Source organism: Bradyrhizobium sp. SZCCHNRI20481 (genome assembly GCF_032485055.1).
Lineage (GTDB): Bacteria > Pseudomonadota > Alphaproteobacteria > Rhizobiales > Xanthobacteraceae > Bradyrhizobium.
The window spans coordinates 83407-104742 of sequence record NZ_JAUEUE010000022.1; the positions used below are offsets into that span (position 1 = coordinate 83407).

The following is a 21336-nucleotide window of genomic DNA, read 5'->3' on the forward strand; positions in this document are numbered from 1 at the left end:
GGCGAGGATAACGCCGCAGCAACGGAAGCAGATCCCTCACGACCCGACCCAGGTCACACTGCCTGACCTGGAAAATCGGATTCGTCTGGCGAACTATCGACGGGAGAACCATCGGCACGCGCGACGCAGCGCGTGCCAACGGGTCTTGCTTTAGTCGTTAGTGGGTCTTGGTCTCAGCCCACTTCTCCAGATCCTTCTTGGAATCGGAGCGCTGCTCCTTCTCCGGGTTTCCTGTCCATGGCTTGTCGGTCTGCTTGATCGATCCTTCATCGGTCCGCTGACGCGGATCGTCCTTCGGTGTTTCCTTGCTCATCAGTTCGTCCTTTGATCGTTTGAGGATCGCTAGCCGGACCCCCGCGCTACGCACGGCGTTCAACCCGGCAGCATCGTCGGCGGCGGCGCCGTCGCTTCGTCGTGCAACTGCTCGATCTCGCGGATCTCGTGCTCGGCCTGGTGCCAGAACTCATCCTCCCGGCCCTGCGGCTGCCCGGCCTGCTCCCACAGCGCGTGGGCGCGCTTGCGGATGCGGTCCTCGAGGCCCAATTCGTCGATTTGTCCCATGGCTCGTCCCTGATTGCAGCAAGCTCTGTTCTCCTCGGACGCGAGGAAGGCGAAGACGTGCATCCGGCGCACGTCCTGCTTGGGCAATGGAGAACGTGGGGCGATGTTCCACGGCAAGGCCGTGCTGACGATGATGCGCCGCAGGCGACGACAGTTCCGGTTTGGCACTGTCAACGGTGAGGACGGGCCGTCGTCTCGTTCCGGCCTAAGCCGCGTCGGCCGGCACCATGGCCTCGATCGTGACGCCCGTGCCGGTGGAGGCCACCGTCAGCGTGCCGCCGAGCGCCAGCAGCCGCTCGCGCATGCCGGTGAGGCCGAAGCCGAGCTTGTGCTCCGAACTGAATCCGCGGCCGTCGTCGCGGACGCGCACCCGCGTGTAGCTGCGGCGGTGGCCGGCCGTCGTCTGCTGCAGCGGCTCGATGGTGACGTCGACCGCGGTGGCCTCGGCGTGGCGGAACACGTTGGTCAGCGCTTCCTGCACCACCCGGTAGATCGTCAGCTCCGCCGTCTCATTGCTGCGCACGACCGTGTCGGTGAACCTGGTCTCGATCACGACCTCCGGCCTTGACTCCTGCCACAGCCGCACCAATGCGCCGAGCGCCTCGCGCAAGCCCAGCTCGGCGAGACCCACGGGCCGCAGCCGCTCGAGGATGCGGCGGTTGAACTGCTGCACGGCGTTGACCTGGTCGAGGATCGCCTGGCCGTGCCGGCGCATCGCCGCGACGTCGAGCGTCGCAGCCTCCGGCAGCCGCATCAGCGCACTGGCATGGGCGCGCAGCGCGAACAGATGCGGCCCGAACTCGTCATGCAGCTCGCGCGCGATCTCCTTGCGCTCGTGGTCCTGCAACGACACCGTGCGCTCGGCCAGACGGCGCTTCTCCTCCACCGCCTCGCCGAGCGCGCCGGCGAGATGGTTGAGCTTGGCGCAGAGCGCCGCGAGCTCGGGCGCGCCGCCCGGCTTGACGCGGGTATCATAGGCGCCCGCCTCGATCCGGCTCATCGCCTCCGATAGATCCGCCAGCGGCGCCAGCGCGCGGCCGACCACGAGCATGGTGATCGCGAACAACGCCAGCCCGACCAGCGAGCCGACGACGAGCTGGGTGACGATGCCGTCCCAGATTTCCGCGATCTCGTCGTCGGGATGCGACGTGATCACCAGCGTGTCGCTCCGGCCGGCGACGATGACCGGCATGCTGACCGAGGTCTTGTCGGGATGCACCAGTGCGATGAACCACGCCGGCGCCGCGCGGCCGACGCCCGGAGAGGGCAGAGTCTGCGCCGGCATTCCCTGCCGTCTCACGCTGACGTGACGAAGCTGTCGGAGATCGCCGACGATCCGATCGAGGCGCGCGTCCGGATCGGGCGCGTCATTGACCTCGTCCATGATGGTCTCGACGAAGGCCCGTGTCAGGCGGATGACGCTCTGGTCCTCGGCCAGCACGCGCGGCGCCGCCTCCAGCACGAGACGGCCGATGTTGATGGCGAGGCCCAGCGTCAGCAGCAGCGCCAGCAGCACGTTGATGCGGGTCCGCAACGACCAATTCTGCCACATTCTCTCCGCCTCAAAGCCACCGGGTTTCACGCGTCCTCACATTGACAGACAAATCCGCCGGCGATCTAATTGCAACATGATGCCAGACCGCGCAGCATGCATCCATGATGCATCGCAACAATGACGCGAGTTGGAAGTCCGGGACCCCAAGGCCATGCGCGTACTGATCGTCGATGACCATCCCATTGTGGCATCGGGCTGCCGGGCCCTGCTCTCGACCGATCCGGACCTCGAGCTGCTCGAGGCCGCTGATGCCGAGAGCGGCGAAGCCAGCTTCATCGCGCGCCGGCCGGACGTCTGCGTCGTCGACATCAACCTGCCGACCGTCTCCGGCTTCGAGCTGGCGCGGCGCATCCTCGCCCACGATGCCAACGCCCGGCTGATCATGTTCAGCATGAACGACGATCCGGTGTTCGCGGCGCGCGCCATCGACATCGGCGCCAAGGGCTACGTCTCCAAGAGCGGCGACCCGAACGATCTCGCCGAGGCGATCCGCGAGGTCGCGCGCGGCGGCAGCTATCTGCCGCCGGCGATCGCCCGCAGCATCGCCTTCGCGGGCGCCGCGGTCGCGCAGAGCCCGCTGGCGAAGCTGACCTCGCGCGAGCTCGAGATCCTCCGCCTGCTCAGCGCCGGCAAGAGCCTGTCCGAGATTGCCTGGCTGATCCACTCGTCCTACAAGACCGTCGCCAACACCTCCTCGATCATCCGCCAGAAGCTCGGCGTGCGAACATCCGGCGAGTTGGTGCGTTTGGCGATCGAGAACGGCGTCGCTTGACTCGCCCCGATTGAACGACGCAGCTTGACACGCGTTGGCGGCACGCGCGCCAGCGGCCCGACATCATTGCCGAACAGGTGATCCCATGACCCTCACGACCGTCTCCCAGAACAAGTCCCATGGCGGCGTCCAGGGCGTCTACCGCCACGCCAGCCAGGAGACCAAGACCGAGATGACGTTCTCGGTGTTCGTGCCGCCGCATGCCGACGGCGCGAAGCTGCCGGTCGTCTGGTATCTCTCCGGCCTGACCTGCACCCACGCCAACGTCACCGAAAAGGGCGAGTTTCGCGCCGCCTGCGCCGAGCTCGGCCTGATCTTCGTGGCGCCCGACACTTCGCCGCGCGGCGACGGCGTGCCGGGCGATCCCAACAATGCCTATGATTTCGGCCTCGGCGCCGGCTTCTATGTCGACGCGACGCAGGAGCCGTTCGCGAAGAACTACCGCATGTGGAGCTACGTCACCGAGGAGCTGCCGAGCGTGGTCGCGGCGAACTTCCCGGTCGACCCGCGCCGGCAGTCGGTGATGGGCCACTCGATGGGCGGCCATGGCGCGCTCACCGTGGCGCTGCGCAACCCGGACCGCTATCGCGCGGCCAGCGCGTTCTCGCCGATCGTCGCGCCCTCACTGGTGCCGTGGGGCGAGAAGGCCCTGGGCGGCTATCTCGGCGCCGACAAGGCGGCGTGGCGCAAGCACGATGCGGTGGCGCTGATCGAGGATGGCGCGCGCGTCTCCGACCTGCTGGTCGATGTCGGCACCGCCGATCAGTTCCTGACCCAGCAGCTGCGCCCCGAGCTGCTGAAGGCGGCGTGCGAGAAAGCGAACATCCCGCTCTTGCTGCGCAAGCAGGAAGGCTACGACCACAGCTACTACTTCATCTCGACCTACATGGCCGATCACCTGCGCTGGCACGCGGCGCGGCTCGCACGCTGATATCAGCCGCGGACGTGATTTGCCCGACGGGTGCGATGACGCGCCCGTCGAGGCGATTTTGTCTCCCCGGCGCCCGGATTCCACGTGCGTGACGAGGCGGATTTCGCTCGGCGCCACAAGGCGATCCCAGTGTCCAGCCCGGCGGCGACAAAAATTTCACTTTCGTTTTTACGGAAATCGTGATTGTTTAGCCCCATCCCGCCTCGTCGAGAGGGCGTATCGCGGTCGTCACGAACGTGGAGGTGGGATGCGGTGGACGCCGGCGGCGCGCAGCATGCTCAGGGCATCACATGCCCCGTGAGAGCGTGCGGACGAACGCGTCACGGCGTACGGCCAAGTCGCGTGGTCCTGGCATCCCGATGCCGATGCCTCCGCGGCGGCGTGCTCACAGCGCGTCGTCGCGCACGGTGACCAGAAAGCCCGGCGCACCGGGGAGAACGCGAAGCAACCGTTAAGACCATCCGCGCAGGGAGGGCCGGGATGTCCCAGCCGAACCTGTGGTACCTGCCGCCTGCATTTCTTCCTGCAGGCGGGCCATGGGGGCGGCAGGCTCCCGGCCTTCCCTGCGCCTCTTGTTTTCCAAGGGGCGACCGGCACGCAAAGCTCGGGCGTCATCCGCCGCGAGAATGCACCGTCATATCTCGTCGGCTACTGCGCCTGCGGCGCGCCGTAGTTCGGCGCCAGCAGGCGGTTGCGGACGAGCCAAGCCATGGTGCGCGTCCAGGATTCGTCGGTGTTGCCGCGCATATCCGCAGTCATCGCCGCGACCGGCTTGCCGGTGTGAACGTCGCGCAGATAGATGTTCATGTTGAGGATGAGATTGGAGACCTTCTGCACCGTCCCGGTGATGGCGAGATCGGCGCCGATGTCGCCCGCGAGCTTGACGTCGCAGCCGCCGCAAGCCTGCAGATTGCTGTGGTGCGCCGCATCGTTAACGGGAGCGATGTCGAGCACGCGAAAACGTCCGGAGTCATGTAGCGCCGCGCGCAGTTGCTCGGCCGCATGCGCCAGCCTGTTCTGCTCGTCCTGGCGCGGGCCCTGCACCTCGCCCTGCAGGCTGGTGTCGATCAGCTCGAAGTCGAACACCGCCACCTTGGTCGGCTCGGCATGCACTGATGTCGCAGACATCAGGATCAGGAACGCGGGGAGAACGGCAGGTTTCAAGGTCGTGATCCGAAATGACGCGACAGCGGCCAAAAGTGGGGTTGAAAGCTAGGCCAATTCGTTCATCTTGCAAAACGAAACCTCGCCGGACAAGGACGAGGGAACAATGGGAGGACATGTGGTCCTGGGAGTTCTGGCCCGATCTCTGATGGGCGCGATCGGCCTCATCGCCGCCGCAACTGCCGCCAGCGCGGCGGATCCGGTCGACATCGCGATCGGCTATCTCGGCCGCGCCAGCGTGCCGCAGACCTTGTCGCCGCTCGACCAGCCTGCGGCCGATGATGGCGTGGCCGGCGCGAAGCTCGCGATCGAGGACAACAACACCACCGGCAAGTTCCTCAACCAGCGCTTCACTTTGATCGACCGCCGCGTCAAGGATGACGAGGACGCCGCGCAGGCCGCCAATGAGCTCGCCGGCAAGACGGGATTCGTCCTCGTGGACCTGCCGGCAGATGCGCTGCTGAAGGTCGCAGATGCGTTGCGGGGCCGCGGCGTCACCCTGCTCAATGTCGGCGCCACCGACGACCGGCTGCGCGAGCAGGACTGCCGCGCCAACGTCATCCATGTCGCGCCGACGCGCTCGATGTTGGCCGATGGCCTCGCGCAATATCTGGTCTGGAAGCAGTGGAAGCGCTGGCTGCTCGTCACCGGCTCGCACGACAATGACAGACTGTTTGCCGATGCGCTGCGCCGCGCCGCCACGCGCTTCGGCGCCAAGATCGTCGAGGAGCGCACCTTCGCGGACACCGGCGGCGCGCGCCGCACCGACAGCGGTGTGACCTTGATCCAGCGCCAGATGCCGGTGTTCACGCAGAAGGCGCCGGCCTATGACGTGCTGGTCACCGCCGACGAGAGCGAGGTGTTCGCCTCCTATTTGCCCTATCGCACCTGGGATGCGAGGCCCGTCGCCGGCTCCGCTGGCCTGCGTCCGACCAGTTGGGATCCTTCACAGGACCAATGGGGCGCCACCCAGCTGCAGAACCGCTTCATGAAGCTCGCGTCGCGCCGCATGGACGCCTTGGACATGCAGGCCTGGATGGCCGTGCGCATGGTCGGCGAGGCCGCCTCGCGCACCAACTCCGGCGACGCCAAGACGATGACCGACTACCTCAAGGGCCCGAACTTCACCATCGCCGCCTTCAAGGGTACCCGCCTCTCGCTGCGCGACTGGAACCTGCAATTGCGCCAGCCGATCCTGCTTGCCGACGGCCGCATGATCGTCTCGGTCTCGCCGCAGGAGGGCTTTCTGCACCAGGTCTCCGAACTCGACACGCTCGGCGTCGACCGCCCCGAAACCAAGTGCAAGCTGCAATGATGTCGGATTGGATGATGTTGATGAAACTGTTTGGTCCGACACAGACGGCGCCGGGTGAGGGGGACTCTCCAAGCACCGTGCTCGTGGAGAGAGCCCCTCACCCCAACCCTCTCCCCGTGAAGAACGGGGAGAGGGAGCGCACCGTCTGCGCCGCGATATCTCGAGTTCAGCGGACGACTAGTCGAATTAGGAAATTGCGCGATCAACCTGGGAAGCGCACTGTGTTTGCAGCCTGCCTGCTCACCGCCGCGCTGTGCCTGGCCTTCATCGCCCCCGCCTCCGCCTACGTCGCCTTCGTGTCCAACGAGAAGGGCAACACCGTCTCCGTCATCGACACCGACACCTGGACCGTGACCAAGACCATCAAGGTCGGCCAGCGGCCGCGCGGCATCGCGTTCACGCGTGACGGCAAGTTCGTGATGGTCGCGGTCGGTGACGACGACACGATCCAGGTGATCGATGCCAAGAAGATGGAGGTGGTGGACACCCTGCCCTCCGGCCCCGATCCCGAGCTGTTCGCGCAGGACGCCGCCGGCAAGACGCTCTATGTCGCCAACGAGAACGACAACACGGTCACGGTGCTCGACCTCGAGAAGCGCGTCCGCATCGGCGACGTCCAGGTCGGCGTCGAGCCCGAGGGCATGATGCTCAGCCCGGACGGCAAGATCCTGATCTGCACCTCCGAAACCACCAACATGGCGCATTTCATCGACACGGCGACGCGCAAGATCGTCGCCAACGTGCTGGTCGATGCGCGGCCGCGCTTTGCCGAGTTCAAGAGCGACGGCTCGGAGCTGTGGGTCTCCGCCGAAATCGGCGGCACCGTCTCGATCATCGATCCGGCCAAGCGTGAGGTCACCGGCAAGATCAAGTTCGCCGTGCCCGGCCTGCGCAGCGAGGCGATCCAGCCGGTCGGCATCGCCCTGACCAAGGACGGCAAGACCGGCTTCGTCGCGCTCGGCCCCGCCAACCGCGTCGCGGTCGTCGACGGCACCACCCACGAGGTGAAGAAATATCTCCTGGTCGGCCAGCGCGTCTGGCACATGGAGTTCACGCCGGATGAGAAATATCTTCTGGTCACCAACGGCGTCTCCAACGACGTCTCGGTGATCGACGTCGCCGCGCAGAAGGTGATCAAGACCATCCAGGTCGGCGAGCTGCCCTGGGGCATCACGATTGCACAGCCATGACGACGCAAAACGCCCCCGCTCTCGACTCGACAGGCTCTGCATCGCAGACGGCGCCCGAGCATGTCCCGGCGCTGTCGATCGCCGGCGTCAGCCATTCCTACGGTGCACGCAAGGCGCTGAACGACGTCAGCTTCGCCGTCCAGCCTGCGAGCTTCACCGCCCTGCTCGGCCTCAACGGCGCCGGCAAGAGCACGCTGTTCTCGCTCATCACGCGGCTATTCGCGGTGCAGACCGGCCAGATCGGCATTTTCGGCCATGACATCGGCCGGACGCCGGGCGAGGCGCTGCGGCTGCTCGGCGTCGTGTTCCAGCCGCGCACGCTCGATCTCGATCTGTCGCTGACCCAGAACCTGCTCTACCACGCCGCGCTGCACGGCATCTCGCGCCGCGAGGCCCGCGCGCGCAGCGAGGAGCTGCTGGCGCGCATCGGCCTCGCCGACCGCGCCGGCAGCAAGGTGCGCGACCTCTCCGGCGGCCAGATGCGCCGGCTGGAGATTGCTCGCGCCCTGCTGCACCGGCCGCGCCTCTTGCTGCTCGACGAGGCCACCGTCGGCCTCGACGTCAAGGCCCGCGCCGACATCGTCGGTCACGTCCGTCAGCTCGTCGCCGAGCAAGGCATCGGCGTGCTCTGGGCGACGCATCTGTTCGATGAGATCGCCGCGACCGACGATCTCGTCGTGCTGCATCAAGGCCGCGTGCTGGCGCGCGGGCCCGTGCCGCAGGTCATCGCCGAGGCCGGTGCGACCGACGTCAACGCGGCGTTCGCGCGGCTGACGACCCAGGCCAGTCCGGCGCGGAGCTCCGAGCCATGACCGTCACCACCGTGCACGCCCCCCCACCCACACGCAGCGGCTTCACGGCCGGCGAATACATCACCTGCCTCACCGGCATCGTCTGGCGCGAGGGCCTGCGCTTTCTGCATCAGCGCGAGCGCTTCGTCTCGGCGCTGGTACGGCCGCTGGTCTGGCTGTTCATCTTCGCCGCCGGCTTCCGCCAGGTGCTGGGCATCTCGATCATCCCGCCCTACGAGACCTACATCCTCTACGAGGTCTATATCGCGCCCGGCCTGATGGCGATGATTCAGTTGTTCAACGGCATGCAGTCGTCGCTGTCGATGGTCTATGACCGCGAGATGGGCAACATGCGCACCTTGCTGGTGAGCCCGCTGCCGCGCGGCTATCTCCTGTTCTGCAAGCTGCTCGCCGGCACCGCCGTCTCGGTGCTGCAGGTCTATGCGTTTCTCGCCATCGCCTGGTTCTGGGACATCACCCCGCCGCCGATGGGCTATCTGACGGTGCTGCCGGCGCTGATCCTATCCGGCCTGATGCTCGGCGCGCTGGGCATGCTGATTTCCTCCGGCATCAAGCAGCTCGAGAATTTCGCCGGCGTCATGAACTTCGTGATCTTCCCGATGTTCTTCGCCTCATCGGCGCTCTACCCGCTCTGGCGCGTCGAGGAAGGCAGTCCCTGGCTGGCTTATCTCTGCGAAGCCAACCCCTTCACCCACGCGGTCGAGCTCATCCGCTTTGCGCTGTACGGCAAGCTGAACTGGGTTTCGCTCGCGGTGGTCGGCGGCTGCACCGCCGTATTCATGATCGGCGCGATCCTGGCCTACGATCCGTCGCGGGGGTTTGTCAGGCGCGGTCCCGGAGGCGAGGCATGAGGTTCAGAACGACACTGGCGGCCGTCGCCATCGCTGCGTCAGCCAGTGCTGCGCAAGCCGCCGATCCGCGCTATCCGGATTGGCCCTGCCCGCAGGCCAAGGTGCCGGAAATCTCCATCGCGGCGGTGTGGTCCGGCCCGCCGATCGACGATGTCGGCGCGAGCTGGAAGGACGATGCGAAGGTGGCCGAGCTCGTCGCCAAGCTTGCGGCGCGCCGTATCCCGCTGGAGCAGGCGCAGAAGGACGTGGCCGATTTCCTGACCGGAACGTCCGAGGAGAAGACACGCAAGGGCAAGCTGCTGTTCGTCGGGCTGTTCGACACGCTGAACGCGCAGCGGACATCGGTCATGAACGGCCTCGAGCGCGTCATGCGCAAGCAGCGCGAGGCCGTCGACAAAGTGCGCGGCGACACGATCAAGCTGCAGGAGATGCAGAGCAGCGCCGCGCCGGATCAGGCCAAGGTCGAGGAAATGACCAACCAGTTGAACTGGGAGACGCGCATCTTCGAGGATCGGCGTCGCGTGATGAAGTTCGTCTGCGAGGTGCCGACCGCAATCGACCAGCGCCTGTTCGCGCTGGCCCGGGAGATCCAGCAGGACATGGAGTAGCTGTTTTGATGCGCTCTCGCCGCCCTCCCCGCTCACTCCTCAGGCCGCGGCTCAGGCTGCGTCTGCTGCAGCGGCAGGTCGGCGCGGCTCCAGCCGTCGGTCCCGTCGGGATACCAGGCGACGTTGCGATAGCCATAGGTCAGCGCGCGCTTGGCGGCATTCCACGACATCCAGCAGTCTTCGAGGCAGTAGAACACGAGCAGACGACCGAGGTCGCCGCCCGACGCGTGCGCCAGCCCGCGCTTAAGATAGTCCTCAGTCTGGGGCGCCAGCACACCATAACCGGTGTCGGGCAGCCACATGCTGCCGGGAATGTCCAGGCGCGGCTGCTCGCGCCACACCGTCCCTGCCGGCAGATTCTTCGGCTTGGGCGGGCGCGGCAGCACGTCGACGAAGGCGGCCGATTTTGCGCGCCAGATCGCCTCGGTCTCCCGCGTCGACAGCACGCGCGCACCGGCCAGGGTCGTCGGCACCGGCGCGCGGTAGTTCTCGGTCCGGTAGCTGTCCGGCTCCGGCACGAGATCATCGGCTCGCACCGCCGCGGCGATCAGCAGCACGCCTGCCAACGCCGCCGCGGCGAGCCGAACGATCATGGCGATGTCTTCGCCGCAGCCTCGGCGGTGATCAGATGATTGCTCTCGTCCAGCAGCGGCACCCCGAAGTCCAGCAGGATCTTGTTGATCTCACCCTGGTTCTCCTGGATCAGCCTGTTGAGCTGACGGCGCCAGTTCTGGTCCGCGCCACGGACGCCCATGGCAATGCGATAGATCAGCTTCGGCCCGCTGGTCTCTTTCACCAGCGGCGTCACGTGCAGCTGCGGGCTCGCCTGCTTGGCGTAGTACCCGGCCATCGGGCCCCACAGCACGCCGGCATCGATATCGCCGGACTTCAGATCGTTGATCATCGCCTCTGCCGAGGAATCGACGCGGGTGTCGATCATCAGCGGATAGGGCTTTGCGGTCGGCATCAGCCCGGCCAGCGCCATGTTGGTCGCCGGCGGCGTGCCCGCCACGATGCCGATGTGCTTGCCCTTGAGCTTGGCATCCTCCAGCGTCGTCACATCGGCGAGATCGGAGCCCGGCTTGGTCACGATCGCGTAGGCCGTCCGGTAATAGGGACTGGTGCTCTGCACCAGGTCGTCCCCTTGGGGAAAGCCCATGATCACGTCGCAACGGTGCGAGCCGAGCGTCATGCGCACGAATCCGGTGGCCTGCGGGAAGAACGTGTAGTCCACCTTCTTCTGCAGCTTGGCGGCAAAGAACTCGGCCAGCTTGTTCTCGAAGCCGTCGCCCTTCTCGTTCGAGAACGGCAGGTTGCGCGGATCGGCGCAGACCCTGAGCACCTTGGGATCGACCAGCTCGATCGACAGGTCCAGGCCGTCATTGCTCTGGGCGTAGGAGGCGGCCGGCCCGAGCAGAGTGAGCCCCGCGGCAACGGCCAGCGAGCAGGCAAGTTTGTGACGCTTCGTCATCCGTATTTCCATCCCTATCGAACGCATCGCGGTATTTTTGAAAATGCTAGGCCGCCGGCCGCTCCGGTGCAACAGCCGCCGTCATCGCGAAGAGTTGACCCATTGCTGCACCGCAACGTCCATCGCCTGACGCACACCTCTCACGCGAGCAAGGCAAGCCGATGGTGAGACAATTGATCATCGCGATCACCGCCTGGGGGGCGCTGGCGCTCGGCAGCGCCGCTCTTGCCATGCCGCCGGAACTCGAGGTCAGCGAGATCGCGCCCGGCGTGTTCGTTCATGTCGGCCAGACGGCGCTGATGAATGCCGAGAACGAAGGCGCCATCGCCAATGTCGGCTTCGTCATCGGCAACGACGCGGTCGCCGTGATCGACACCGGCGGCAGCGTCCGCGAAGGCCGCGCGCTGCTGGCAGCGATCCGCGCCCGTACCGCCAAGCCGGTGCGCTACGTCGTCAACACTCACGCCCATCCGGATCACGCATTCGGCAACGCGGCATTCGAGGGCGACGGCACGCGCTTCGTCGGCGCCAAGAACCTGCCGCGCGCGCTTGCATTGCGCGGACCGCACTACATCGAGGCGTTCCGGCGCCTGATGGGCGCCGAGCTGATCGACGAGGTCCGTCTCGTCGCCCCGTCGATCCTCGTGGACGACGAGATGATGCTCGACCTCGGCGGCCGTACCCTCACGCTCAAGGCCTGGAGCACCGCGCATAGCGACTGCGACCTGTCCGTCTATGATGACCGGAGCCGGATCTTGTTCGCCGGCGATCTCGTATTCCTGCGTCACATCCCGGTGATGGATGGCAGCCTGCGTGGCTGGATTTCCGACATGGCCGCGCTCGCGACCATCCCGGCCGAGCGCGTCGTCCCGGGCCATGGCCCTGTCAGCCCGTGGCCACTGGCGCTCAGCGACGAGCGTCGCTACCTCGACATATTGGCCCACGACGTTCGCGGGCTGATCAAGGCGGGCAAGCCGATCGCGGACGCCGCTGGGGCCGCCGGATCGGAGCGCGGCAAATGGGAGCTGTTCGACGACTACAATGCCCGCAACGCAACGGCGGCATTCTCGGAAATGGAATGGGAATGAGGGCGGCAACGCGCTATGATCGTTAATTCACCCGACTGCCCGAGGAGGATTGCGCCATGATCCGGCTCCACCTGCCGTCCACCCTGCTTCTCGGGGCATGCCTCGCGCTTGCCTTCGCACCTGCGAAGGCCGCTGATGGTTACGATCCCTGGCCGGGACTCGTCCAGGACATCTTCAACAACAAGGCGATGCAGGACGGCAGCAATGTGCTGTCGATCGAGATGCCGACGCGCGCCGAGGATGCCTCGGTGGTTCCGGTCACCCTGCGCAGCAAACTGTCGCCCGCCGACGAGCGCCGCATCAAGACCATCACGCTGGTGATCGACCAGAATCCCGCGCCCATGGCGGCCAAGTTCACGCTCGGCGCGGACGCCAACGTGACCGCGATCTCGACGCGGGTCCGCGTCAACAACTACACGGATGTGCATGCGGTGGCCGAGCTCACCGACGGCCAGCTCTATGTGGTCAAGACCTTCGTCAAGGCTTCCGGAGGCTGCTCGGCCCCGGCGGCGAAGAATCCGGACGAGGCCAAGGCGCGCATCGGCCAGATGCGCTACCGGCAGTTCACGCAGAGCAGCGACGGCGCCACGAGCGGCATCCGCGAAGCGCAGGTCATGGTCGGGCATCCCAACAATTCCGGGCTCCAGATGGACCAGGTGACGCAGCTCTACATTCCGGCCTTCTTCATCGACCAGCTGACGCTGTCGCAGGACGGCAGCCTGGTGCTGGCGGTCGAAGGCGGCATCTCGATCTCGGAGGATCCCAATATCCGCTTCACCTACGTGTCGAACGGCGCCAAGCAATTCCGTGCGGAAGCGAAGGATACGCAGGGCCACGTGTTCGAGCACGACTGGCCGGCCGACGGCTCAGGGACTTGATGCGGCAGAGCGGCAGCGCTTCAGAAGCATCTCACTTCGGCTTCGGCCTGCGCCCGACGGAGATCGTTCAGCGCGTTGGCGGCCTGCTCGGACGTGCGGAACTGGGTGCCGAGAGTGCTGTGCACCTGGGACATGCTGAGGACGGTCTCGGCCGTGACGTAGCGCTCATAGGGAAGGATCGAGGCGATCACGTCGATCGAGCAGGAGCACTGCGCGATCGCCTCCCGGGTCTCGCCATTGGCCTTCATGCAGCCGAACACATATTCGGCCCGCGCAGAGGTCGGATAGTCGTTGAGATCCTCGGCGTGAGCCGACCCGCGCAGCGCGATCATGGCAATGAGGGTGGCGACAATCGGTCCTACCGGAACAGCACTACGCATCACAGTCCTCCGCGGCATCGCAGCCGAAGCTATGCTAAGAGAATGAGGCTGAAAAGAACACATCTCGAGGAAATGCAGACGGGCTCATGACGCAGATCGGTCGTTTGTTGATGGCGATTGTCGCCTGCGCCCTGCTGCCGGTCACGGCATGCTGCGCCGCCGAGACCGTCAAGGTTGCAGTGCAGAAGACCGGCACCTTCGCCTGGGAGCTGGCCGTGATCCGCGCCCGCCAGCTGGACAAGCAGGCGGATATCGCGATCGATGCGGTCGAGCTTGCGAGCCCGGAGGCCGGCAAGATCGCGCTGCGTGCCGGCAATGCCGATATCATGGTATCGGACTGGCTGTGGGTGTCGCGCGAGCGTGCGCTCGGCGCCAAGCTGACCTTCTATCCCTATTCGAGCGCGCTCGGCGCCGTGATGGTGCCGGCGACCTCACCGATCAAGACGCTTGCCGATCTGAAGGGACGCAAGCTCGCGGTGGCCGGCGGCCCGCTCGACAAGAGCTGGCTGCTGCTGCAGGCCACGCTCAAGCGCGACGGCGTCGATCTGAAATCGCAGGCAACCATCACCTATGGGGCACCGCCGCTGCTGGCCGCCAAACTGGCCGACGGCGAGATGGATGCGGGCTTGAACTACTGGAATTTCTGCGCGGCGCTGGAAGCCAAGGGCTTCCGCCGGCTCGCCGGGGTCGAGGACCTGCTGCCGCCATTCGGCGCCAAGGGCCGCACCGCGATGATCGGCTATGTCTTCGACGAGGACTGGGCCGCCAAGCATCGCGATCTCGTCGCACGCTTCCTAACCGTCACGGCCAAGGCCAAGGAGATCCTGGCGACTTCCGACGCCGACTGGCAAACGATCGCCCCGCTGACCGGCGCACAGGACGACGCCACCTTGCGCGCCTATCGCGACCGCTATCGCGAAGGTATTCCGCGCCGGCCGGTGGCCGAGGAAGAGGCCGACGCCCGCGTTCTCTACGGCGTGCTCGCCTCGATCGGCGGCCGCGATCTGGTCGGCCCCGCGGCTGAGCTCAGTCCCGGCACCTACTACAGGGCGGATGCGAGGGATTAGTGCTGCGGCTGTTGTCCTTTGCGCTTCTGCTCGCCACTTGGTGGATTGCCGCGGCTGTCGCCGGCAGCGCCAAGCTGCCATTGCCATCGGCCGTGCTTGCGGTTGCGGTGGCGGAGGCGCGGTCCGGCGCGCTGTTTCTGCATCTCGGCGCAACGCTCGCCCGCGTCGCCCTCGCCTTCACTCTGTCGATGGCACTCGGCTCGGCAATCGGCTTTTTGATGGGGCGCAGCCAGCTCGCCAACCGCCTCGGCGATCCCTGGCTGATCCTGCTGCTCAATCTGCCGGCGCTGGTGGTGATCGTGCTCGCCTATATCTGGGCCGGTCTCACCGAGGTCGCTGCGATCGCGGCGATCGCGATCAACAAGCTGCCGACCGCCGTCGTCACCTTGCGCGAAGGCGCCCGCGCGCTCGATCCATCGCTCGACGAGATGGCCAAGGTGTTTGCCTTTTCGCGCGGACGCATCCTCCGCCACGTCCTGCTGCCGCAGCTCGCACCTTATATTGCGGCTGCCGCGCGCTCCGGCCTTTCATTGGTCTGGAAGATCGTGCTGGTGGCCGAACTGCTCGGACGGCCCAACGGCATCGGCTTCGAGATCGGCGTCGCCTTCCAGCTGTTCGACATTCCGCTGCTGCTCGCCTACTCGCTCAGCTTTGCTGCCGTGGTGCTGGTGATCGAGGCCGTCATCGTCCAGCCGTTCGAGCAGCGCGCATCGAGGTGGCGGCTCCGTGCGGCTTGAGGTCGATATCAGGTCCAAGAGCTACACCAGCGCCAATGGCAAGCGCCAGGAGGTGATTGCGGGCATTGCTTTTGCGCTGCAGCGGGGCGAGGTCGGCGTCGTCGTCGGCCCCTCCGGGTGCGGCAAGAGCACGATGCTGCGGATTCTCGCCGGTCTGGACAACGACTATCAGGGCCAGGTATCGCGGCCTGAGGGAGCCCGGCTGGCGATGGTGTTCCAGGAGCCGCGGCTGCTGCCGTGGCGATCGGTGGAGGACAACGTCCGGCTGGCAGCGCCCGGTGTCGCCGAGGACAGGCTGGCCGCGATCTTCGGCGTGCTCGAGCTCGAGGGACATCGCAGCCATTTTCCAGGCGAGTTGTCGCTCGGCCTCGCCCGCCGCGTCGCGCTGGCGCGCGCCTTTGCGGTCGAGCCGGATTTCCTCATCCTGGATGAGCCGCTGGCTTCGCTCGACGACGCGCTCGCCGCGCGGCTGCGCGAGGAGATTGCGACGCTGGTGGCCAACAGGCCGATGATCACGCTCCTGGTCACGCACAGCATGGACGACGCGGCGCGGCTCGGCGACCGGATCTTCCTGCTATCCTCGCGCCCCGCCCGTCTGCTTCATTCAGTCCCGATCGACCTGCCGCGCGCGCAGCGCAACAACGACACCGTTGCGGCGACCAAGGCCGATCTGGCGCGACTGGATTTTTCCGTGTCATAGTCATGGCAATCAAAGGACGTCGGAAACCCAGGGAAATGCCATGAAACGCGAACTCGCCGTGACGGCAACCATTCTGTTCGCCATGCCGCTCGCAGCCGTCGCACAAAGCAAGGGCATCCGGCTCTGGAATCTGACCACCGCAACGATGACCGGTTTTCAGCTCTCTCCGGCCGGCCAGAACAACTGGGGTCCGAACCAGACGCTGAGCGACAAGGACAAAGAGCTCGATCACGACGAACGGCTGAAGCTCACCGGCATCGAGCCTGGGCGCTACGACGCCAAGGTGAGCTATGCCGGCGAGCGGCAGTGCGTCGTACGCGGCCTCGACATCAAGGCCGACGCCGTGATCTCGGTCGCGGACAAGGACCTCAAGGAGTGCACGAAGTAGGCAGCCAGCGCGCCGACGGCCAAACCGGCCTCAGGCCTTGTCGTTAGTGTGCGGATATTCGCAGCGCCACCGCACTGCCGTCCATTTCGGGTGCTCGCCGATCCACTGGGCGATGTAGGGCGGCGCCTTCATCGCGCATTGCTGCAGGGAGGCGCCGCCATCTGCGAAAACGAGATGCTGCTCCTCGCAGGTGGCCGGAGACAGGACTGCGCAGACGGTGATGACGAGATCGATGGGGCTCATGGCTCGTTGTCCTTCAATAAGCCTGAAGCAACGTACCTGAAACTACGACATCCGGCTGCATCAGTTTCTCTTTGCACAACAAATTATCCAGCGGAACCAAGGCTGGAACGACCATCCCCGGGCCAAGCCGGCCCTGACGCTTGATCCGAACCGGCAGATCGGCTGCAATGGACTCGGTCGATCGACCTCAAAAAGAGCGAATGCGGAGGAAGCAGATGCCCAAGGTTCTCGTACTCTACAAGACCCCCAAGAGCGCCGAGGCGTTCGACAAACACTACATGAACGTCCACGTGCCGCTGGCGAAGAAGATTCCCGGCCTGAAGAGCTACGATATCAGCCGCGGCCCGGTGAATGGGCCGGCGGGCGCCACCAACATCCACCTCGTTGCCACCCTGGTATTCGATTCGATGCAGGCGCTGCAGGCGGGAATGGGCTCTGCCGAAGGCAAGGCGGCGGCGGGCGATCTGCCCAACTTCGCCGATGGCGGCGTCGATCTGTATATCTTCGACACGCAGGACGTTTGATCCTTGGACGGTCCTCAGGCCGTCACCAACGTTCGGCGGTGTGCCCGTCATACCCGATCGGCCGAGAGGCCGGTCGCCGGGACGATCTCGCGGGTCGTCTGCAGAATGGATCCGCCAAGCCAGTCCGAAGCAAATTTTGCTCTTCGTGGCTTGGCAGACCGCTACGCGCTACTTGCGCGCCGCACAGGCGTACATGTTGATTTCCATGCCAACCGGCACTTCGACGATCTTCGGTGTCTTCCAGGCCATTTCAAGCTCCCAAGTTCGACTATCATTGACTGACGCATTGCTCGCGCCGACGTCGAAGCTAGGACCGCATCAGGTGGAACGCAAGGCTCCGCAACCGTGGAGCATTTCCCAGCGGTTGGCGATCGATTGAACGAAACAAAAATCCAGCCGCCTGGCTGGACGCCGTTCCGCCTCAATCCTCGTAGGACGTGCCCCCTGAGCGGGACGGCAGCTTCGCTCACGCACCGCCCGGCTGCACATAGCAGAACACATATCGATTGCGGCTCAGGAAGATGATGCCGTGCCCCGTCGGATTTCCCTTGTCCCACTTCAGCTTGTGATCGGGGACCTCGATTTCGGTACCGACATCGATGTGCGGACGGCCACGCGGCTCATCGGGACGGTCATCGGTGATGATGACATAGGTCTTGCCGTTGCGGACATGGATCTCATCGGCAAAGTAGGCGTCAGCCTCACCGCAGCATGATGCCGTCGGGACATCGGGCTGCATCAACGCCTCGTACCATTGACGCAATGCAGGATCGACCGCTCCCCACTGACCGAGATCACGCGCACTCGCACTCACCCAAAGGCAACAAAGCATGCCGAGCCAAAGGATGGTTCGTCTCATCCGCCTACTCCTCTGTTGTCCCGGCATGATGCAGTGAAGCAATCTTCATGCCGCAACGCAGCATAGGAGCGGTGCCATCATGCCGAACTCGATCAGCGAGCAGCGACAACGGCTTGGCTGTCCCGTCCGAATCGGACGAGGAAGGCTTCCCGATGAGACGAGGATCGTTGCCACCTTTTCGTATTGACGGTTCCTGATTTCGAGGGGAGTGTTGTTCCCGCAGCGTCAGGATAGGCGCGCATAAAAATCTCGGAGGAAATGAATGAAGCGGATCGCGCTGGCCGCAGGCCTCGCCATTTTTGCATCACATGGTGCAAGCGCGCAGAGCGCCGATCAGTTGGTCAAGGGTGCAACTGATACGGCAAACGTCCTCAACTACGGCATGGGCTACAATCTGCAGCGGTTCAGCCCGCTCACCCAGATCAACAAGGACAACGCCAAGAACCTGGTCCCGGTCTGGAACTACAGTTTCGCCGATGATCGCAGTGAAGAATCGCAGCCGCTGGTCTATCAGGGCGTGCTCTACGTCACGACCCACAATGCGACGATGGCCGTCGACGCCAAGACCGGCAAGCAGATCTGGAAGAGCAAGATCGACTATCCCGCCGAGACGCCGCGCGTGGTCTGCTGCGGCATCATCAATCGCGGCGCCGCACTGTACGACGGCAAGGTGTTCCGGACGACGCTCGATGCCAACGTGATTGCGCTCGATGCCAAAACCGGCAAGGAGCTGTGGCGCCAGAAAGCCGCCGATATCAAGGAAGGCTACTCGATGACCGTCGCGCCGCTGGTGGCCGACGGCGTCGTATTGACCGGCATCTCGGGCGCGGAGTTCGGCACCCGCGGCTTCATCGATGGCTGGGATCCTGCGACAGGCAAGCACCTGTGGCGCACGCATACGATCCCGAGCCCGGATGAACCCGGCGGCGACACCTGGAAGGGCGACACCTGGAAGCTGGGCGGCGGCTCGACCTGGATCACCGGCTCCTACGATCCCGAGCAGAACACCGTGTTCTGGGGCGTCGGTAATCCCGGACCGTTCAACGCGGCGGTGCGCCCGGGCGACAACCTCTACACCTGCTCGGTGCTCGCGCTCGATCCGAAGACCGGCAAGATGAAGTGGCACTTCCAGTTCTCGCCGAACAATCCGTTCGACTACGACGCGGTCGCGGAGATGGTGCTCGCCGACATGAACGTCGAGGGCAAGCCGACCAAGGTGCTGATGAACGCCAACCGCAATGGCTTCTTCTACGTGCTCGATCGCACCAATGGGAAGCTGCTCGCGGCCAACCCCTATGTGAAGGTGAACTGGGCCTCCAGCATCGACCTGAAGACCGGGAAGCCGGTCGAGACCGACGTGACGCGTGATGCGCGCGAGGGCAAGAAGGTCACGGTCTATCCGTCGATTCTCGGCGGCAAGAACTGGGAGCCGATGTCGTTCAATCCGCAAACGGGATTGGCCTATGCCAATACGCTCGTGTTCGGCGGTCACTACAAGACCGAGCCTGCGACCTACAAGGCCGGCGAGTGGTACCTCGGCATGGACCTGACGGATCTGTGGGATTGGCCGGAAGGGCCGCGCGGTCAGCTCAAGGCCATCGATCCGATGACCGGCAAGACCAAGTGGGAGCAGCCGAGCGACATCCCGCGCTTCTCCGGCGTGCTGTCCACGGCAGGCGGCGTGGTGTTCTCGGGCAAGCTGACCGGCGAGTTCGAAGCTTTCGACGCCGACAGCGGCAAGAAGCTGTGGCAGTTCCAGACCGGCTCCGGCATCGAGGGCCAGCCCGTCACCTGGCAGCAGGACGGCGTGCAGTATGTCGCTGTCACCTCCGGCTACGGCGGCGTCTACTCGCTGTTCTCCGGTGACGAGCGCCTCGCCAACGTTCCGGCAGGCGGCTCGTTGTGGGTCTTCGCGGTCAAGAATTGAGTGCGGATCGCCCGTGAGACAGACCATGTTCATGAGAACGGCGGCGGCCTTCGCCGCCGTCATGGCGACTTTGGCCGTGCCATCGACGACCGCCCTCGCCCAACAACAAGATGGCAGCGCTGCACACAGCCAGGTCGACCTCGGCAAGACGACGTTCGCTCAGAAGTGCTCGCACTGCCACGGGCCCAACATGGTGAACTCCGGCACTGTGACGCCCGACCTGCGCCGGTTTCCCGATGACCAGCCTCGTTTCGTCACCACGGTGAAGCAGGGCAAGAACGGCCGCATGCCGCCCTGGGGCGACATTCTCAGCGATGACGAGATCACCGCGCTGTGGGCCTACGTTTCGAGCCGGAGAGCGCAGTGATACGCCATCTCTGCTGTTGGTTGGCCGCCTTGATGATTTCGACGGTGTCGTCAGCGGCTTCAGCCGCTGACGACGTGCTGCGCATCTGCCTCGACGAAAATCTTCCGCCGCTCTCGGTCCATCATCGTGGCAAGCCCGGCGGCGGCTTCGATGTCCTGCTCGGTCAGGCGATCGCCGATCGCCTCGGCAGGAAGCTCGAGATCCAGTGGTACGAGAGCAAATTGGACGAAGATTCCAGTCCAGCGCTGGAGGCGAATGCACTGCTATCGGACGGACGCTGTTCGTTGCTCGGCAGCTATGCGTTCACGCAGGACGGTTTGGTTGCGCCGGGCGTCAAGACGGCCAAGCTGCCGGACTTCGATGGCGCCACGCGCGACGATCGCCGTCGCCGTGTTCCGCTCGGCACGCTGATGCCGAGCAAGCCGTATATGTTCTCAACACTGACCGTCGTTCTCGGACCTTCCGCGAAACCGCGCCCGATCACCGACATCGGCGATCTGGCCGGGCTGCGGCTGGCAATCGAGAGCGGCACGTTGGCGGATGCCATCCTGATGACGTTCGACAAGGGACGGCTGATCGACGACATCACTCATTTGATTCCGGCGCGGGACGATCTGCTCGGCGCGCTCGAACAGGGTAAGTTCGACGCGACCCTGCTCGATAGCAGACGTTTCGATGCGTATCGGGCGGCTCATCCCGACACCAAGCTCGGCGGGTCGGGCTACAGCTATCCGATCGGCGTGAACCGAGGTTATGTCGGGCTGGCCAGTTCGGCCGAGCTCATCACATCGGTCGACAAGGCATTGACGGAGCTCGACGGCTCCGGGGCCCTGGCGAATCTCGGTCGGTCCGCCGGACTGACCTATCTTCCGCCGCGCGAGCCGGTGATTCTCGGCGATGCATTCCAGAGGATCATCCGGAGCGACGCACGCTAGCGCGGTCGCTCCA

Annotated in this window: 27 protein-coding genes; 17 read left to right on the forward strand and 10 right to left on the reverse strand. The window is 65.3% G+C overall.

From position 1 onward, the window contains the following. Positions 1 to 157 precede the first annotated feature (157 nt). The 3 genes from QX132_RS29995 to QX132_RS30005 form a co-directional block, all read right to left on the reverse strand. Complete coding sequence (locus QX132_RS29995; RefSeq protein ID WP_315740937.1) at positions 158 to 313, reverse strand: hypothetical protein; 156 nt, start codon at positions 311 to 313, stop codon at positions 158 to 160. 59 nt (positions 314 to 372) lie between these two features. Next, the gene (locus QX132_RS30000) at positions 373 to 561 is read right to left on the reverse strand and encodes a DUF2934 domain-containing protein (protein ID WP_315771581.1); all 189 of its coding nucleotides are present in this window, start codon (positions 559 to 561) and stop codon (positions 373 to 375) included. A 205-nt stretch (positions 562 to 766) separates the two neighbouring features. Continuing rightward, positions 767 to 2113, reverse strand: coding sequence for an ATP-binding protein (locus tag QX132_RS30005; protein WP_316163571.1), 1347 nt, complete (start codon positions 2111 to 2113; stop codon positions 767 to 769). Positions 2114 to 2267: 154 nt separating this feature from the next. Between QX132_RS30005 and QX132_RS30010 the strand changes: the two genes are divergently transcribed. Together QX132_RS30010 and fghA are read left to right on the forward strand one after the other, a co-directional pair. Beyond that, on the forward strand, positions 2268 to 2888 hold the full coding sequence (locus QX132_RS30010; protein WP_315713180.1) for a response regulator transcription factor: 621 nt from the start codon (positions 2268 to 2270) through the stop codon (positions 2886 to 2888). Between the two features lie 85 nt (positions 2889 to 2973). Continuing rightward, positions 2974 to 3819, forward strand: a complete 846-nt coding sequence (gene fghA, locus QX132_RS30015; protein ID WP_316163572.1) for an S-formylglutathione hydrolase — start codon at positions 2974 to 2976, stop codon at positions 3817 to 3819. Positions 3820 to 4467: 648 nt separating this feature from the next. Here fghA and QX132_RS30020 read toward each other — a convergent pair. After that, a complete protein-coding gene (locus QX132_RS30020; RefSeq protein WP_315796621.1) occupies positions 4468 to 4947 on the reverse strand; it encodes a DUF3280 domain-containing protein in 480 nt (159 codons plus the stop codon). A 142-nt stretch (positions 4948 to 5089) separates the two neighbouring features. On the opposite strand from QX132_RS30020, the gene QX132_RS30025 reads away from it, so the two are divergent. The 5 genes from QX132_RS30025 (at position 5090) to QX132_RS30045 (ending at position 9759) form a co-directional block, all read left to right on the forward strand. Next, positions 5090 to 6298, forward strand: coding sequence for an ABC transporter substrate-binding protein (locus QX132_RS30025; RefSeq protein WP_315796454.1), 1209 nt, complete (start codon positions 5090 to 5092; stop codon positions 6296 to 6298). Between the two features lie 221 nt (positions 6299 to 6519). Next, the gene (locus QX132_RS30030) at positions 6520 to 7488 is read left to right on the forward strand and encodes a YVTN family beta-propeller repeat protein (RefSeq protein ID WP_316163573.1); all 969 of its coding nucleotides are present in this window, start codon (positions 6520 to 6522) and stop codon (positions 7486 to 7488) included. Beyond that, positions 7485 to 8300, forward strand: a complete 816-nt coding sequence (locus tag QX132_RS30035) for an ABC transporter ATP-binding protein (RefSeq protein WP_316163574.1) — start codon at positions 7485 to 7487, stop codon at positions 8298 to 8300. The genes QX132_RS30030 and QX132_RS30035 overlap by 4 nt, the downstream gene beginning before the upstream one ends. After that, the gene (locus QX132_RS30040; RefSeq protein WP_316163575.1) at positions 8297 to 9151 is read left to right on the forward strand and encodes an ABC transporter permease; all 855 of its coding nucleotides are present in this window, start codon (positions 8297 to 8299) and stop codon (positions 9149 to 9151) included. The genes QX132_RS30035 and QX132_RS30040 overlap by 4 nt, the downstream gene beginning before the upstream one ends. Then, entirely contained in the window at positions 9148 to 9759 is a 612-nt protein-coding gene (locus QX132_RS30045) for a hypothetical protein (protein ID WP_316163576.1), read from the forward strand. Before QX132_RS30040 ends, QX132_RS30045 begins: the two co-directional genes overlap by 4 nt. 32 nt (positions 9760 to 9791) lie before the next feature. Here the strand turns inward: QX132_RS30045 and QX132_RS30050 are convergent, their stop codons facing one another. Together QX132_RS30050 and QX132_RS30055 are read right to left on the reverse strand one after the other, a co-directional pair. After that, on the reverse strand, positions 9792 to 10352 hold the full coding sequence (locus tag QX132_RS30050; RefSeq protein ID WP_316163577.1) for a PQQ-dependent catabolism-associated CXXCW motif protein: 561 nt from the start codon (positions 10350 to 10352) through the stop codon (positions 9792 to 9794). Beyond that, positions 10349 to 11230 carry a substrate-binding domain-containing protein gene (locus tag QX132_RS30055; RefSeq protein ID WP_315796450.1) on the reverse strand — a complete coding sequence of 294 codons (882 nt, stop codon included), beginning with the start codon at positions 11228 to 11230 and terminating at the stop codon, positions 10349 to 10351. The genes QX132_RS30050 and QX132_RS30055 overlap by 4 nt, the downstream gene beginning before the upstream one ends. 161 nt (positions 11231 to 11391) lie before the next feature. Between QX132_RS30055 and QX132_RS30060 the strand changes: the two genes are divergently transcribed. Next, the gene (locus QX132_RS30060) at positions 11392 to 12318 is read left to right on the forward strand and encodes a quinoprotein relay system zinc metallohydrolase 2 (protein WP_316163578.1); all 927 of its coding nucleotides are present in this window, start codon (positions 11392 to 11394) and stop codon (positions 12316 to 12318) included. A gap of 56 nt (positions 12319 to 12374) precedes the next feature. Next, on the forward strand, positions 12375 to 13196 hold the full coding sequence (locus tag QX132_RS30065; protein WP_316163579.1) for a quinoprotein dehydrogenase-associated SoxYZ-like carrier: 822 nt from the start codon (positions 12375 to 12377) through the stop codon (positions 13194 to 13196). Between the two features lie 20 nt (positions 13197 to 13216). Here the strand turns inward: QX132_RS30065 and QX132_RS30070 are convergent, their stop codons facing one another. Then, positions 13217 to 13576: a hypothetical protein gene (locus tag QX132_RS30070; protein WP_315811365.1), complete on the reverse strand. Its 360-nt coding sequence runs from the start codon at positions 13574 to 13576 to the stop codon at positions 13217 to 13219. 86 nt (positions 13577 to 13662) lie between these two features. Between QX132_RS30070 and QX132_RS30075 the strand changes: the two genes are divergently transcribed. Genes QX132_RS30075 through QX132_RS30090 form a run of 4 tightly spaced genes read left to right on the forward strand, consistent with a single transcriptional unit; the run spans position 13663 to position 16468 of the window. Beyond that, positions 13663 to 14643 (forward strand): ABC transporter substrate-binding protein, encoded by a 981-nt coding sequence (locus QX132_RS30075; RefSeq protein ID WP_316163580.1) that lies wholly within the window; start codon positions 13663 to 13665, stop codon positions 14641 to 14643. Continuing rightward, positions 14643 to 15380: an ABC transporter permease gene (locus QX132_RS30080; RefSeq protein ID WP_315741273.1), complete on the forward strand. Its 738-nt coding sequence runs from the start codon at positions 14643 to 14645 to the stop codon at positions 15378 to 15380. The genes QX132_RS30075 and QX132_RS30080 overlap by 1 nt, the downstream gene beginning before the upstream one ends. Beyond that, the gene (locus tag QX132_RS30085) at positions 15370 to 16080 is read left to right on the forward strand and encodes an ABC transporter ATP-binding protein (protein ID WP_315741272.1); all 711 of its coding nucleotides are present in this window, start codon (positions 15370 to 15372) and stop codon (positions 16078 to 16080) included. Before QX132_RS30080 ends, QX132_RS30085 begins: the two co-directional genes overlap by 11 nt. A 40-nt stretch (positions 16081 to 16120) precedes the next feature. Next, positions 16121 to 16468 carry a hypothetical protein gene (locus tag QX132_RS30090; protein ID WP_315741271.1) on the forward strand — a complete coding sequence of 116 codons (348 nt, stop codon included), beginning with the start codon at positions 16121 to 16123 and terminating at the stop codon, positions 16466 to 16468. Positions 16469 to 16498: 30 nt separating this feature from the next. Here QX132_RS30090 and QX132_RS30095 read toward each other — a convergent pair whose 3' ends face one another. Then, positions 16499 to 16711, reverse strand: coding sequence for a hypothetical protein (locus QX132_RS30095; protein WP_315741270.1), 213 nt, complete (start codon positions 16709 to 16711; stop codon positions 16499 to 16501). 215 nt (positions 16712 to 16926) lie between these two features. Between QX132_RS30095 and QX132_RS30100 the strand changes: the two genes are divergently transcribed. Next, entirely contained in the window at positions 16927 to 17235 is a 309-nt protein-coding gene (locus QX132_RS30100) for an EthD family reductase (RefSeq protein WP_315796444.1), read from the forward strand. A gap of 168 nt (positions 17236 to 17403) precedes the next feature. Here the strand turns inward: QX132_RS30100 and pqqA are convergent, their stop codons facing one another. Together pqqA and QX132_RS30110 are read right to left on the reverse strand one after the other, a co-directional pair. Next, the gene (pqqA, locus tag QX132_RS30105) at positions 17404 to 17484 is read right to left on the reverse strand and encodes a pyrroloquinoline quinone precursor peptide PqqA (protein ID WP_009031067.1); all 81 of its coding nucleotides are present in this window, start codon (positions 17482 to 17484) and stop codon (positions 17404 to 17406) included. A 217-nt stretch (positions 17485 to 17701) separates the two neighbouring features. Further along, a complete protein-coding gene (locus QX132_RS30110) occupies positions 17702 to 17974 on the reverse strand; it encodes a hypothetical protein (RefSeq protein WP_315741268.1) in 273 nt (90 codons plus the stop codon). A gap of 382 nt (positions 17975 to 18356) precedes the next feature. Here QX132_RS30110 and QX132_RS30115 point away from each other — a divergent pair, with 382 nt between their 5' ends. Genes QX132_RS30115 through QX132_RS30125 form a run of 3 tightly spaced genes read left to right on the forward strand, consistent with a single transcriptional unit; the run spans position 18357 to position 21323 of the window. Continuing rightward, positions 18357 to 20021, forward strand: a complete 1665-nt coding sequence (locus QX132_RS30115) for a methanol/ethanol family PQQ-dependent dehydrogenase (protein ID WP_315796440.1) — start codon at positions 18357 to 18359, stop codon at positions 20019 to 20021. A 25-nt stretch (positions 20022 to 20046) separates the two neighbouring features. Further along, the gene (locus tag QX132_RS30120) at positions 20047 to 20388 is read left to right on the forward strand and encodes a cytochrome c (protein ID WP_315771598.1); all 342 of its coding nucleotides are present in this window, start codon (positions 20047 to 20049) and stop codon (positions 20386 to 20388) included. A 32-nt stretch (positions 20389 to 20420) separates the two neighbouring features. Beyond that, positions 20421 to 21323, forward strand: a complete 903-nt coding sequence (locus QX132_RS30125; RefSeq protein ID WP_315796620.1) for a transporter substrate-binding domain-containing protein — start codon at positions 20421 to 20423, stop codon at positions 21321 to 21323. Positions 21324 to 21336: the final 13 nt, after the last annotated feature.